General features: G+C 67.9%; 12 protein-coding genes and 1 pseudogene. 11 read left to right on the forward strand and 2 right to left on the reverse strand.

What is annotated here, in order from left to right; genetic code table 11:
- Genes SK1NUM_RS01445 through SK1NUM_RS01460 form a run of 4 tightly spaced genes read left to right on the forward strand, consistent with a single transcriptional unit; the run spans position 1 to position 3,636 of the window.
- Positions 1-1,245: a class I SAM-dependent methyltransferase gene (locus tag SK1NUM_RS01445; RefSeq protein ID WP_212324404.1), complete on the forward strand. Its 1,245-nt coding sequence runs from the start codon at positions 1-3 to the stop codon at positions 1,243-1,245.
- Positions 1,242-1,979, forward strand: a complete 738-nt coding sequence (locus SK1NUM_RS01450; RefSeq protein ID WP_212324406.1) for a glycosyltransferase family protein — start codon at positions 1,242-1,244, stop codon at positions 1,977-1,979. Before SK1NUM_RS01445 ends, SK1NUM_RS01450 begins: the two co-directional genes overlap by 4 nt.
- The gene (locus SK1NUM_RS01455) at positions 1,976-2,620 is read left to right on the forward strand and encodes a PIG-L deacetylase family protein (RefSeq protein WP_212324409.1); all 645 of its coding nucleotides are present in this window, start codon (positions 1,976-1,978) and stop codon (positions 2,618-2,620) included. The genes SK1NUM_RS01450 and SK1NUM_RS01455 overlap by 4 nt, the downstream gene beginning before the upstream one ends.
- The gene (locus SK1NUM_RS01460) at positions 2,617-3,636 is read left to right on the forward strand and encodes an NAD-dependent epimerase/dehydratase family protein (protein WP_212324411.1); all 1,020 of its coding nucleotides are present in this window, start codon (positions 2,617-2,619) and stop codon (positions 3,634-3,636) included. The genes SK1NUM_RS01455 and SK1NUM_RS01460 overlap by 4 nt, the downstream gene beginning before the upstream one ends.
- Positions 3,637-3,686: 50 nt before the next feature.
- On the opposite strand, the gene SK1NUM_RS01465 is transcribed toward SK1NUM_RS01460, so the two are convergent.
- Positions 3,687-4,229, reverse strand: a complete 543-nt coding sequence (locus tag SK1NUM_RS01465) for a dTDP-4-dehydrorhamnose 3,5-epimerase family protein (protein WP_212324413.1) — start codon at positions 4,227-4,229, stop codon at positions 3,687-3,689.
- Positions 4,230-4,254: 25 nt separating this feature from the next.
- Here SK1NUM_RS01465 and SK1NUM_RS01470 point away from each other — a divergent pair, with 25 nt between their 5' ends.
- The 6 genes from SK1NUM_RS01470 (at position 4,255) to SK1NUM_RS01495 (ending at position 11,941) form a co-directional block, all read left to right on the forward strand.
- The gene (locus tag SK1NUM_RS01470) at positions 4,255-6,789 is read left to right on the forward strand and encodes a glutamate-1-semialdehyde 2,1-aminomutase (protein WP_212324415.1); all 2,535 of its coding nucleotides are present in this window, start codon (positions 4,255-4,257) and stop codon (positions 6,787-6,789) included.
- Positions 6,786-8,942, forward strand: coding sequence for a hypothetical protein (locus tag SK1NUM_RS01475; RefSeq protein ID WP_212324417.1), 2,157 nt, complete (start codon positions 6,786-6,788; stop codon positions 8,940-8,942). The genes SK1NUM_RS01470 and SK1NUM_RS01475 overlap by 4 nt, the downstream gene beginning before the upstream one ends.
- Complete coding sequence (locus SK1NUM_RS01480; protein ID WP_212324419.1) at positions 8,939-9,799, forward strand: beta-1,6-N-acetylglucosaminyltransferase; 861 nt, start codon at positions 8,939-8,941, stop codon at positions 9,797-9,799. The genes SK1NUM_RS01475 and SK1NUM_RS01480 overlap by 4 nt, the downstream gene beginning before the upstream one ends.
- Positions 9,784-11,214 carry a lipopolysaccharide biosynthesis protein gene (locus SK1NUM_RS01485; protein ID WP_223927717.1) on the forward strand — a complete coding sequence of 477 codons (1,431 nt, stop codon included), beginning with the start codon at positions 9,784-9,786 and terminating at the stop codon, positions 11,212-11,214. Before SK1NUM_RS01480 ends, SK1NUM_RS01485 begins: the two co-directional genes overlap by 16 nt.
- Before the next feature lie 143 nt (positions 11,215-11,357).
- On the forward strand, positions 11,358-11,585 hold the full coding sequence (locus SK1NUM_RS15375; protein WP_212324420.1) for an antitoxin VbhA family protein: 228 nt from the start codon (positions 11,358-11,360) through the stop codon (positions 11,583-11,585).
- Entirely contained in the window at positions 11,582-11,941 is a 360-nt protein-coding gene (locus SK1NUM_RS01495) for a Fic/DOC family protein (RefSeq protein WP_223927719.1), read from the forward strand. Before SK1NUM_RS15375 ends, SK1NUM_RS01495 begins: the two co-directional genes overlap by 4 nt.
- Here the strand turns inward: SK1NUM_RS01495 and SK1NUM_RS01500 are convergent.
- A complete protein-coding gene (locus SK1NUM_RS01500) occupies positions 11,936-12,691 on the reverse strand; it encodes a transposase family protein (protein WP_212321357.1) in 756 nt (251 codons plus the stop codon). The genes SK1NUM_RS01495 and SK1NUM_RS01500 overlap by 6 nt on opposite strands.
- Before the next feature lie 162 nt (positions 12,692-12,853).
- Here SK1NUM_RS01500 and SK1NUM_RS15380 point away from each other — a divergent pair.
- Positions 12,854-12,952: pseudogene (locus tag SK1NUM_RS15380) on the forward strand (Fic family protein); the annotation flags it as partial.
- Positions 12,953-12,955 lie beyond the last annotated feature (3 nt).

Genomic DNA, 12,955 nt, shown 5'->3' on the forward strand with positions numbered 1-12,955 from the left:
GTGACCAACCCCTGTCGTCTTTGCGGCAGCGTCGATCTCGTATCCGTGCTCGACCTCGGTGCGAGCCCGGCGTGTGAGTCATTTCTGTCCAGTGAGCAGCTCGACATGCCCGAGCCCACGTATCCGCTGCACCTGCGGCTGTGCCCGGACTGCCTGCTGCTGCAGATCCCAGCCCTGATCACGCCAGAGGAGACCTTCGGCGGTGACTACGCCTATTACTCCTCCTACTCCACTTCGTGGGTGGAGCACGCGAAACGGTTCACCGATCGGGCGGTGGAGGACCTGGGTCTTGGCCCGGATAGCTTCGTCGTCGAGGTGGCCGCCAACGACGGATACCTGCTCCAGCATGTCGTCGACCGCGGCATCAGGTGTCTTGGGATCGAGCCGAGTCTCAACTGCGGTGCCGCCGCCCGCAACAAGGGGGTTCCTGTGCTCAGGGCGTTCCTCGATCAGGATGTGGCGGCGCAGGTGCGCGACGAGCATGGCCCGGCCGATCTGGTTGTGGCCAACAATGTGTGGGCGCACATCCCCGACGTCCTCGGCTTCACCGCCGGGCTGCGTGGACTGGTCGCGGACCACGGCCGGGTCTCGATTGAGGTGCACCATGCGCTCTCGCTCGTCACCGCAGCCCAGTTCGACACGGTCTACCACGAGCATTTCCAGTACTGGACGGTGCTCGCCGCTCGCCGCGGGCTTGCGGCCGGCGGGCTGAAGCTCGTCAACGTGGAGCTCCTGCCCACCCACGGCGGTTCGATCCGCCTGTGGGCGGCCCCGGCGGAGGCCGGCGTCGCCGAACACCCGAGGGTGGCGCAGGTCGAGGCGGCGGAGCGGGAGGCCGGTCTCGACACCCCTGACGGCTACCTCGGTCTCGCGGACCGGGTAGCGAAGATCCGCGACGACCTGGTCGCCTTCCTGATCGAGGCCCGGCGCGCAGGCCGCCGGGTGGTCGCATATGGTGCGCCCGGCAAGGGCAACACCCTGCTGAACTATTGCGGTATCCGTCCCGACCTGGTGGCCTACGCCGCCGACCGCAACGTGTTCAAGCATGGCCGCTACACCCCCGGAACCCGGATTCCGGTGGTCTCGCCGGAGCATCTGATCGAGGACGCCCCCGACGACGTCCTCGTCCTGCCGTGGAACCTGCGCGATGAGATCACCGCGCAGCTCGCGGAAACCCTACAGCCTGGCACCCGGCTCATCTGGCCGATGCCAGACCTCGACATCGAAACCCTGGGGGAGAGATGAAAGTTGTACTGTTCTGCGGCGGCTACGGCATGCGCATGCGCTGCTGCCATGGCGAAGGTTTGCCCAAGCCGCTCCAGCCCGTCGGCGACCTGCCGCTCGTGGTGCATGTCATGAGCCATTACGCCAGCTTCGGCCACACAGACTTCGTGTTGTGCCTCGGCTACGCGGCGGATCAGGTCAGGGAGACAGTGGCCCAGGTGGTCGCCCGCTACCCGCGCGCACGATTATGGAATATTGAATATGTCGACACGGGGTTAAAGACCCCGATCGGCGAACGGTTATGGCGGGTGCGGCACCTCATAGCCGATCAGCCGATGTTCTTAGCAAACTATGCCGACGTCTTCACTGACGCCTCAATAGACGCCATGGTCGCCCGGATGAATGCCTCACCGGATGCGGCGGCGATGATGCTGGCGGTACGCCCGCAGGCCTCGTTCCATGTGCTTGACGTCCGCGACGGCGACGCTGTCGCTGGGTTCCACAGTGTCTCGGACCTGCCGTTGCACGAGAACGGCGGGTACCTGGTGCTGCGCCAGGCGGTTTTCAACCACCTCGGTCGCGGACGTGACCTGGACGACGCGTTCAATGCGCTCGCACCGAGTGGCCGCGTGCTGGCGTTCAAGCATGATGGGTTCTGGATGCCTGCCGACACCTTCAAGGAGCGTGCCGTCCTGGACGAGATGTACGAGTCCGGGAACGCACCGTGGGCCCGCTCCCTGGCGATGGTGTCATGATCCTCGAGCCGATCAGGCACCTTGCGCTCGTGGCAGCGCACTGCGACGATATCGCGATTGGTGCCGGCGCCACCGTCAGGATGCTGTGTCAGGCCAACCCCGGGATGCGGGTGACGGCACTCGTGCTGACCGGTGCTGGGACCGTCCGCGAGGACGAGGAACGTGCTGCCCTGGCGGAGCTGTGTGCGGGAGCAGCCCTGGAGGTCGGCATCGCAGGGTTCCCCGACAACCGCCTCCCGGGCAGCTGGGCGGAGGCGAAGAACGCCGTCATGGCGCTCCGCGAGGCGGGTAACCCGGACCTGGTCATCGGACCGCAGCCGGGTGACATGCACCAGGACCACCGGCTCGTCGCCGAGCTGACTGCCCAGCTCTTCCGCAGCCAGCCGGTGTGGGGCTACGAGATCGCGAAGTACGAGTCCGACTTGCCCGCCACGAGCACCTTCGTCCCCGTGTCGGAGAGCGCGGTACGCGCGAAGATCGACGTGATCACCCGCCACTACCCCAGCCAGGCGGATCACCCATGGTTCGACGCCGAGGCGTTCACCGCGCTCATGCGGTTGCGCGGCGTCCAGTGCCACCAGCGGTACGCCGAGGCGTTCGTCGTACCAACCACCGTTGTGAAGATTGGAGTACATGAATGAAGGTCCTGCTCACCGGCAACCAGGGATACCTCGGCACCGTCATGACCCCGGTGCTACAGGCCGCGGGCCACGAGGTGACCGGTCTGGATACCGGCTGGTTCGCCGGCTGTGTGCTGGGACCCGTCCCCAGCGACCCGCCCACCCTGCAACGTGACCTGCGCGACGTGACCGCCTCCGACCTGGAGGGCTTCGACGCGGTTATCCACCTCGCCGCGCTGTCGAACGACCCGCTGGGACACCTCGCCCCCAAGATCACCGAGGACATCAACCACCTCGCCTCGGTGCAGCTGGCCGAGCGCGCGAAGCAGGCGGGGGTGGGACGTTTTGTCTACTCATCGACATGCAGCGTCTATGGGGCTGCGGGCGATGGGCTCGTCGCGGAGGATGCCGAGCTCGCACCGGTCACGCCCTACGCGGTCAGCAAGGTGCGTGTCGAGTCGGACCTCGACGGCCTCACCGACCAGGACTTCTGCACCGTCTCGCTGCGCAACGCCACGGCCTTCGGTTTCTCGCCGCGCCTGCGTGCCGACATCGTGCTCAACAACCTCGTCGGCCACGCCCTGCTTTCTGGTGAGGTGCTCGTCCTGTCCGACGGCACCCCATGGCGTCCGCTCGTCCACGCTGCCGACATCGCCGACGTCTTCGCGGCCGCCCTGGCCGCGCCCGCCGACGAGATCCGGGGTGAGAAGATCAACGTCGGCTCCGAGGAGAACAACGTGACCGTCGCCGACATCGCGGAGGTCGTGGCCGCCGAGACCGGGGCGTCGGTGCGGATCACGGGCGAGGCCGGCAACGATCCGCGCTCCTACCGGGTGGACTTCTCCCGGCTGCGCCGCCTGCTGCCTGGGGCGACGGTGCGTCACAGCATCCTCGACGGGGCCCGCGAGCTGGCGGCCGCCTACCGCGAGTACGGCATGAACGACGACATCTTCAACCACAGGTTCGTTCGTCTCGCCCGCATCCGGGAGCTGCAGGAGAGCTCCCAGCTCGACGACAACCTCCGGGCGGTGAAATGACCCTGGAGGTTCCGCCAGCAGGCGAGCCGGATGATCCCGATCGACACCCCCTACAGTCGGGCCACCAGCTGCGCCCAGGACCCGGCGGCCCGGTCGCGGTCGCTCATGACCACCTCGCCGGGCCGCCACGCGATGCCCAGGTCCGGGTCGTTGTAACGCACCGCGACATCCTCGGACGGGTCGTGAGGCCGGTCGATGCGGTACTGCACGTCCGCCGGGCCGCGCAGCACCTGGAAGCCGTGCAGGCATCCCGCCGGAATCCACAGCGCGGCGAACTCCTGGTCGTCCAGCACCACCGCGATGTGGCGTCCGAAGGTCGGCGACGTGGGGCGCGCGTCCACCACGACGTCCAGCACCGCGCCGGCGGAGACCCGCACGAGCTTGGACTCGCCGTCGCCCAGCCGGCCGTGCAGCCCGCGCAGCACGCCGGGTTCCGAACGCGACTGGGAGTCCTGGGAGCCGGGGCCGAACACCACCTTGTGGCGCGCCCCGATGGCCGCGTCGAAGGTGCGGGTGAACAGGCCCCGGGCGTCGCGGTGCGGCTGGGGAACGAATCTCAGCACCCCGTCGATGTCGGTCTCGTGTACGTCCATCACCCCATCATGCCGGAGGTGTGGCATGGCTGAGTGCCTGCTGTGCGGATCCAGCGACAATACGGTCGTATTTGACCTTGGGATGCAGCCGTCGGCGCGTCACTGGCCGCTTCCCGGCGACCCGCTGCCTGATGCCGCTCACGCCCTGGCGATGCGGCTGTGCCGCGCCTGCGGGCTGGCGCAGCTCGACGCCGACGACACCACCGAACCCGAGGTCGTGGTGCCCGAGCCGCAGGCGGTCACCGACCAGGCCCGCCAGGCGGTCGCCGACCTGGCCCGGCTAGGCCACCTCGACGGGCGGCGGACGGTCGTCGAGTTCGGCTCCCCGCACGGCGGCAGCTGGTTGCCCTTCCTCGACCTGGAGCCGGTCAGCGGGCCCGCGGACCTGCTGGTCGACAGCCTCGGCCTCATGCACGACCGCGACCTCCGGGCCGCCCTGGAGCGCCGCGCTGCGGCGCTCGCCGACGGCGGGCTGGCCGTGTTCCTCATCCAGCCGCTCGGCGACGTCGTCGAGCAGCGTCAGTGGACCGCGCTGCGCCACGGCCACCACGCCTACTTCTCCCTCACGTCGCTGCGTGGTGCGCTGGAGCTCGCAGGTCTCGCCCCGGTCACCGCCCTGCGATACGACCTCTACGGCGGGGTCGCCGTCGTGCTCGCGGCCCGCGGCGGGCAGCCCGACGCCGGCCTCCGGGCCGCGTACGACGACGAGGCCCGGAAGGGTCTCGCCACCCCGGGGGGTCTCGCCGGCCTCGCCGACGCGGTGACGGAGTCGTTGGGCCAGCTGCGTGACTACCTGGCCGACCGCCAGGCCACCGGCACCCGCCTGTTCGCGTACGGTGCGGCGTCCAAGGCCGTCGCGGAGCTGGCGATGGTGGGGGAGGTGGCCGGCGCGATCCTCGCGGTCGGCGACGCGTCGCCCAACAAGCAGGGCCGCTGCATGCCGGGCAGCCGGGTGCCGGTCGTCAGCCCGGAAGAGCTCATCGAGGCAGGCCCGGAGGAGGTCCTGCTGCTGCTGGCCGACCTGCAGGACGAGGTCCTGGCCGCCTATCCGCAGCTGAGGGGACGGCTCGTCGCGGCGGGTCCCGGCGGGATCGCCCGTCCGAGCCGCCGCATCGACGCCTGGCCCGGCTCGGTCGCCGCCCAGGCGCGGCTCCACGAGGTCGTCCCCGGCGGGGCCCACACCTACGCGCGCGGCCCGGACCAGTACCCGGAGTCCGCGCCGGTGGTGATCGTGCGGGGCCGCGGGGCGCAGGTGTGGGACGTCGACAACCACTCCTACGTCGAGTACGGCATCGGGCTGCGCGCTGTCACCCTCGGCCACCGGCATCCACGGGTCGACGAGGCGGTCCGCCGAGCGCAGCGCGATGGCATCAGCTTCTCGCGCCCCACCCTGCTGGAGGCCAAGACCGCCGAACGGTTCCTGGCGAACGTGCCGGGTGCGGAGCGGGTGAAGTTCGCCAAGAACGGCTCTGACGTCACGACCGCCGCCGTCAAACTCGCCCGGGCCGCCACCGGCCGCTGGCGCATTGCCGTCGCCGACCAGTCGTTCTTCTCTGTGGACGACTGGTGGATCGGCCACACCGCCATGAACGCCGGTACCCTCCCCGCGGAGGTCGAGGCGGGCAGCCTGTTTCCCTACGGCGACCTCGGTGCGGTGCGCGCCATCGTCGAGCAGGGCGACGTGGCCGCCGTCATGCTGCAGGCCGCCGACGCCACCACCGAACCCGACCTGCCCTTCCTCACCGGGCTGCGGGAGCTGTGCGACCGCACCGGCACGGTGCTCGTCTACGACGAGATCGTCACCGGCTACCGCTGGCACACCGGCGGCATCCAGGCCCTCACCGGAGTCAGCCCGGACCTCAGCTGCTGGGCCAAGGGCATCGGCAACGGCTATGCGATCTCCGCGCTCACTGGGCGCGCCGACCTGATGGACCTGGGCGGCCTGGCCACCGGCCGGGACCGTCCCTTCCTCGTGTCGACGACCTACGGGCCGGAGTCCGTCGGCCTCGCCGCGCTCGGGGCGGTGATGGACGAGTACGCCGCATCCGACCCGATCGCCGCGATCCGCTCTGCGGGGGAGCGCCTCGCAGCGGGCATGACCGAGGTCACATCCGCCGCCGGGCTCAGCCGCCACCTTTTCCCCGCCGGCGACCCGCGATGCCTCGTGTTCACCACGCTCGACGCCGACGGCAACCGCTCGCAGGCCATGCGGACGGTGCTGATGCAGGGACTCCTGCGGCACGGGGTGCTCGCCCAGTCCTGGGTCACCTGCGCGGCACACTCCGAGGCCGACATCGACCACACCATCGAGGCCATCGCCCTGAGCCTGGACGACTATGCGCGCGCCCTCGCCGACGGCCCGGAGAGCGTGCTCACCGGAAGGCCCGTCGCCCCGTCGATGCGTCCCTACGCGGCACCGCGGCAGATCACCCTGACAGGTCCGAAACGAGCCGGAAAACCAGGGGGTGAGGGCCAGGGCTCGCTACTATCCAAGGAGGCAGGGGGGAACACAGTCTTCGAACACGTACGCGAGCACACCAGATCCAGGGAGGTCAGATGAGTGTCGAGGCCTCTCAGCATCAACGCGTCGAACCGGCGCGCGCCTCAGATGCGCCAGAACCCGAGATGCGGCCGGTGGCGGTAGACGAACAGGCCACCGAGGCCGAGTCCCGGGTCAACCGGTTCTGGCTCGCGGTCTTCCTGGCCACCTTCGGGGCCTTCGCCGCCACCGGTGTGATCGCCGGCGCCCAGGGCGGCGCCATGGGGCTGCTGGTGGCCATCGCGCTGCACACCGTGCCTGGGCTCGTCATCGGGCTTGTCACCCGGCTGCGCGGCATGGACCTCATCCTGGCGTGGTTCGTCGGCAGCCTCGGGGTGCTGATCCTCTGCTCGTTCCCATTCGCGATCAACAACCTCTGGCATCCGCGTGCGATAGCGGCCTCCATCCTCGTGCTGTCGGTGGCGGGGGCGGTCTGGGCGGCGCGCACACACCCGTCGGGGACGCATGCGACGTGGCTGCGCCAGGCGTTCCGGGCGAGCGCCGGGCCGGTCGGGCTCGCCACCGCGGGTTTCCTGCTGGCGGTGATCACCGCCGCCGTGCGCGCCCAGCCCCCCAGCTACTACGGCGCCGCCTGGGCCGCGGGACCGTTCTGGTTCATCGGCCTCGGCGCGATCGTCTTCGCCGTGTGCTGGGCGTTCTCCAGCACGAGGGGACTCGGCTGGAGCATCGTGCTGCTGGCCACCGTCGTCCCGATGAGCCAGGCCATGATGTACGGCATGCCGACGGTGCAGGTCGCGGCCCGGCACATCGGCATCGTGCAGCAGCTGATCACCAACAACGGCCTGGACCGCAACGAGGGCATCTACCAGGCGTACTCGGGTCTGTTCACGTCCAGCGCGCTGGTGCAGCAGGCCGCCGGGTGGTCCGACATGATGCTCTACGCCGCGGTGTTCGGGGCTGTCGGCGCCGGGGTCAACTGCCTGGCCGTCGCGGCCCTGGCGCGGTATTTCGTCGACGACGAGCGCGCCTGGTGGGCGGCTCTGGTGTTCGCGCTCGGATCCAGCCTCACCACGAGCTTCTACGCCCCCCAGGTGGTGGGCCTGGCGTTCGTGACCGTCGCCACCATGGCGCTGCTGCGCAACAGCGCGGGCCTGAGGTGGTCGCGGATAGCGGCGGCGGCGATGCTGTCGGTGACCGTCGCCTTCACCCACCAGATCAGCCCGTTCCTCGCGACCCTGGTGTGCATAGCGCTGGTCGTGGTGCGGCTGATGAAGCTGTGGTGGGCCCCAGCGGTCCTGATCACCCCCGCGGTGATCTGGGCGCTGCTCAACCGGGGTGTGCTGAAGTCGTACGTGTCCGCCGACGAGCTGTTCAACATCCTCAAAAACTTCCGGACCCCCACGAGGCAGACCTCCAGCGCCCTCTCGCCGGACCTGATCAACATGGTGACGTTCCGGGTGCCCGCGTTCGCCCTGTTCTGCATCGGCGTCGCTGCGATCGTGGCGCTGGTCCGGTTCCGCAACAAGATGACCCTCGGCCTGGCGCTGGCTGCGGCGAGCCCGGTGGGTCTGTTCGCCGCTTCCTCCTATGGAGCGGAGGGCGCTTTCCGGGTGACGCTGTTCTGCCTGCCGTGGCTCGCGATCATCGGGTCGATCAACCTGCCCAAGACGGGCCGCCGGTTCTGGACGGTGCCGTGGCATCCGGTGCGCAACGCGGGGGTGGTTGCGCTGACGCTGGTGTTCGTCATCGGTACGACCGGCATGGACTACACGCGTGTGATGCGGGAAGAGAACGTCAAGGCCATCCGCTGGATAGAGAGCCACATCACCGACGAATCCCAGGTGTACACGCTCGGCACCGAGCTGGCCGACCCGCTGCCGCTGTCGGGCAAGGACGTGTTCTACATCTCCCGTGAGCTGCTGCTGCTCAACGAACCCGGCATCGAGGAGGTCTACCCCTCGAAGGTTGGCGACGAGTACGACCCCCAGGCCGATCTGCAGCTGCTCATGCGCTACTGGATGGCCAGGCCGGGTGATGTGCGGTACGTGCTGGCGACCGCGTCGATGAAGGCATTCGACCAGCGCTACGGTCAGCAGCTGGTCTCCGACCAGACCCGCCTTGAGGAGGCGCTGCGGAACTGGCCGGGGGTCACCGTCGTCTACCAGGGCGATGGCGCGGCCGTCTACCAGCTGCCAGAAGGCGGCAGCTCATGAGCGTCGCGGTGGTCCTCCTCGCCCACGACAAACCAAAGCTGCTGAGACGGCTGGTGGACGCGCTCGACGGGCTCCCGGTCTTCCTGCACATCGATGCCCGGGTGCCCGATGCGCAGTATGCCGAGCTGACCAGGGATCTGCCGCCGCGGGTGCGCCCGGTGCCGCGTTTCGCGTCCGACTGGGCGACGTTCCAGCTGGTGGAGGCCGAGCTCGCCGGGTACCGCGAGGCCTTGGAGCACACCGACGCCGAGCATGTCATCATGATGACCGGCGCCGACTATCCCCTAGTGAGCGCGGACCGGCTCGCCAGCCGGCTCGCTGGCCTGCGCGGCGTCTCCTGGGCTGACGTGTGGCGGCTGCCGATCACGTTCTGGGGCCCGATGGGCGGCTACGACCGGTTCATCTTCCGCAACAGGGTGCGCAACCGCAAACGGGTGTGGTCCCTCGTGCCGCGGCCCTGGCCGCGTGGGGTGCGACCCGCGGGCGGGTCGCAGCTGAAGATCCTCGCGCGCCGCCACGCTGAGCGGCTGCTGGAGCTCGTCGAGGCCCGCCCCGACCTGATCGAGTACTTCCACGACGTGTGGATTCCCGACGAGGTGATGCTGCCGAGCCTGCTCGTCTCGCCGGCGTTCGGGATGGACTGGGAGGCCAGCCACGTGCGCGGCGAGCATGCCTGGTACATCGACTGGGGCAAGCAACCCAGCCCGCATCCGCGGATCCTGGGGGTCGAGGATCTCCTGGCGCTGCGCGATGCCCGGACCCGTGCGACGGCGCCGGCGCTGTTCGCGCGCAAGTTCACCGAGGACTCCTGGCCAGCGCTGGACCGTATCGAGGAGGAGCTGTGGCCTCTGCCATGACCCAGGACGGGGAGGCGGCCTCTCGCGGGCAGGCCTCCGACCTATTCGGCCGGGGGATGCTGTATGTCGTCATCTGGTCGATGCAGATGATCGCCGCGGTGGTGGTCTCGCCGGTGCTGGCATACACGCTGCCGGTGGCGGGGTTCGGTTCGCTCTCGGCGGCCATCGCGCTGTACCAGCTCTTGATCGTCGTCACCGTGCTGGGCCTGGACCAGGCCCTGGAGATGCAGCGGGTCGAGGACAGCGACCGCACGCGCGCCCGGGGACTGCTTGCCGCAGGCCTGGCGATCGATGCGGTCATCGTCGGGTGCATCGCGCTGCTGGCGCCGTTCTGGGCGCCTGCCCTGGGGTTCTCCAGTTTCACACTGGTGCTCATCACGCTGGGGTGGACGGCGCCCGGCGCCGGGGTGCTGCTGGTGCTGTCGCTGCTGCAGGCTGAGGATCGGTTCGCGCGGTTCGCCACCGTCTCGCTGATCTCGACGGTCGGCAGCCAGGTCGTTGGCATCGGGCTGCTGTTCGCGTGGGAGCGGACCCCGGAGGTCTACGCGCTGGGCGGGGTCGTCGGGCAGGTGACGGCGCTGACGCTGGGCCTGGCGTGGACCCGGCCGCGGCTGGCGGGCCTGTGGGACCGGGAGACGCTGCTCCGTGGGCTGCGCCTCGGACTGCCGCTCGCGCTGACAGGGCTGTCGTCCTTCCTGCTGACCGCTGGTGACCGGTTCATCATCCAGCGCATGCTGGGGCAGGAGCAGGTGGCGCGCTACCAGGTGGCGTTCACCGTCGGCAACGTGGTCACGTTGATGCTGACGTTCACCAACCGCGCCTGGCTGCCACGCCTGAAGAGCATCGCTGACGACGTCGCGCGCTGGCGGGTGATCGCCGCGTCGCGTGACGGGGTGTTCTCGCTGGTGGCGTGGGCGGTGCTGGGGATTACCGTCGCCGCGCCGTCGCTGCTGCGGGTCTTCGCGCCCTCAGCGTACGAGCAGGAGCATCTCGTCTCGGTCGTTGCCCTCATCGGGCTGGCGGCGTTCCCCGTCGCCGCGGCGGCCGCCAGCAGCCAGATGCTCGTGACGATCCGCTGGTCGGTGCCCATAGCGTGGGCGTCCGCGACCGCGGTGGCGGTCAAGATCGTCGCGACGTTCGCGCTGATCATTCCCCTCGGCCTCGACGGCGCCGCCCTGGCGACGTTCCTGGCGCTGCTCGCCCAGGCGGTGGTGCTGCGGATCGCGGTGAGCCGCCGGCACGCCCCGGTCCGCCCGGCATGGCGGGTCGTCGTGCTGATCGTCGTCGCGGTGGCGGGCTGTGTGGTCTCGGTGGCTGCGCCGCAGGACCTCGCCTGGAACATCGGGCGTTTCGCGTTCGCCTGCTGCTGCCTGGTCCCGTTCTTCCTCGGCCTGCGCAAACTCCAGGCCGGCTAGGGAGCCAGCGCCGCGCCAGCCGTTTTCCGCACATCGGCGGTAGGGTGGAGTCGATCAGCCAGCGAGGGAGGCAGACAGCTGTCAAAGCCTCTGGCATCGGTGTATCCAGTATCCGTATGACTCACTGCAGGGAGGGAAGTCTTATGAGCAAGACTCTTGACGTTGTACAGCGTTGGCCTGAGCTGTTCACAGATCTGGATCAGGGGCAGCATGATGCCGTACTCCAGGCTCTCGCCGCCGGTTGGCACGAAGGCTGGGAGCCCAATCAGAGGGATGTGAAGAACTTAGTCGATAAAGTCTCGGGCCGGATCGATCAGGCTGAGTATATACGTCGTGTCCGCGAGACAGCTCAAACTACTAACGTCGCGTGACTCGGTTTGAGTCCTGGGAGGATTACTTCTACCCGGAAACCTATGATTCTGCCCGTGGGTATGGGACGTTACGGAACAAACTGGGCATTCGTGATGCGACGGAACTACGCCGTCAGGAATACGCTTTGGTATTCAGTCGTCAAGCGGAGCTTCATACTGCCCCGAATCTCCTTGGGCGTACCTACGATGTCGCACATGTCCGGGCCATTCACCGTTATCTCTTCCAGGACGTCTATGAATGGGCAGGCGAGTTCCGCACCGTTGACATGGCGAAGGGAACCGGCGTGTTCGCGCACTGGGATACGGGGATCCAGGATCGTTTGGAGGATGTCCACTACATCGAGGCTTATTCATAGACTGTAGGCGAAGATGAGTCCTGTGACGGCTTGTATTGTGGTTTCGAAGGTGTTGTAGGGGCGGCGGTAATCGGTGTGTAGAACACGCCAGGTTTTGACGTTCGCGATGACACGTTCGATGAGGTAGCGGACGCGGTTGATGGTCGTGTTGTTTCTTTTGTCGCTGTCGGTGAGTTCACCATGGGCGGGTTTCTTCGCGGGGGTGATCATCCCCAATCCGATGTAGCCTTTGTCTCCAATATGACTTTGACTGTCGAGGGCTGCGAGGAAGCCGGATTCCTTGATGGCCTTTGCATCATGCACACTACCCGGCAGGGGCGGGGAGATCCAGGCGAGCTGTCCGGCCAGGGTGCAGGCCACTTGCAGGTTCACCCCCGTCGTGTGGTGCTTGCCTGAGTACAGCTCGGGACGGTCGTGCCACGACCAGCAGGACACCAGAGTACCGTCGATGATGTACTGACGGTCCGGGTCGAGGTCCCCCACACTGGGCACCCAGTTCTGGAGGGCTTCGGCGATCAGGGGAGTGTAGACCGCCACCACTCGTGAGATGGTGGCTTGGGAGACTGTGTGGATGTCGGCCAGCAACTCCTGGGTGAGATTGTGCCGCAATATCAACACAGTGACCTGGATACAGCGGAACAAGCCCAGGACACGGGACCCTGCCGGGGGAAGGTTTCCGGAACGGGATGTGTGGATCAGTTCGCACAGGTTGAGGATCTGGTCACGGTCAAGGCTTGTGGTAGTATTCACGGCGGCGGCTTGTCTTTCATCTGAGGGTTTTCTTTCTGCATTTTGAATTATCTCAGATCGGGCAAGCCGCCCTCACATCCCCCTCGGGTAAAGTGTTAGCTGGGGAAAGCCAAAACACCCCTATGAATAAGCCTCATCATCCAGGAAATCCAGTGGGAACATTTGGATTACGAAAGTTTTAGTGCCTCATCGGCACTTGTTTTTGCCTATCTGAATGCTGCACATCCATTCCGGGAAGGCAATGGCCGTTCCTCCAAGGTGTTC

The sequence above is a fragment of the Arachnia rubra genome (assembly GCF_019973735.1).
Taxonomy (GTDB): Bacteria; Actinomycetota; Actinomycetes; order Propionibacteriales; family Propionibacteriaceae; genus Arachnia; species Arachnia rubra.

Excerpts from the sequence above, each read along its gene's own strand:
- SK1NUM_RS01455 (WP_212324409.1), top strand. The coding sequence starts at position 1,976 with ATGATCCTCGAGCCGATCAGGCACCTTGCGCTCGTGGCAGCGCACTGC.
- SK1NUM_RS15375 (WP_212324420.1), top strand. The coding sequence starts at position 11,358 with ATGAGCAAGACTCTTGACGTTGTACAGCGTTGGCCTGAGCTGTTCACA.
- SK1NUM_RS01450 (WP_212324406.1), top strand. The coding sequence starts at position 1,242 with ATGAAAGTTGTACTGTTCTGCGGCGGCTACGGCATGCGCATGCGCTGC.
- SK1NUM_RS01480 (WP_212324419.1), top strand. The coding sequence starts at position 8,939 with ATGAGCGTCGCGGTGGTCCTCCTCGCCCACGACAAACCAAAGCTGCTG.
- SK1NUM_RS01460 (WP_212324411.1), top strand. The coding sequence starts at position 2,617 with ATGAAGGTCCTGCTCACCGGCAACCAGGGATACCTCGGCACCGTCATG.
- SK1NUM_RS01475 (WP_212324417.1), top strand. The coding sequence starts at position 6,786 with ATGAGTGTCGAGGCCTCTCAGCATCAACGCGTCGAACCGGCGCGCGCC.
- SK1NUM_RS01465 (WP_212324413.1), bottom strand. The coding sequence starts at position 4,229 with ATGGACGTACACGAGACCGACATCGACGGGGTGCTGAGATTCGTTCCC.
- SK1NUM_RS01470 (WP_212324415.1), top strand. The coding sequence starts at position 4,255 with ATGGCTGAGTGCCTGCTGTGCGGATCCAGCGACAATACGGTCGTATTT.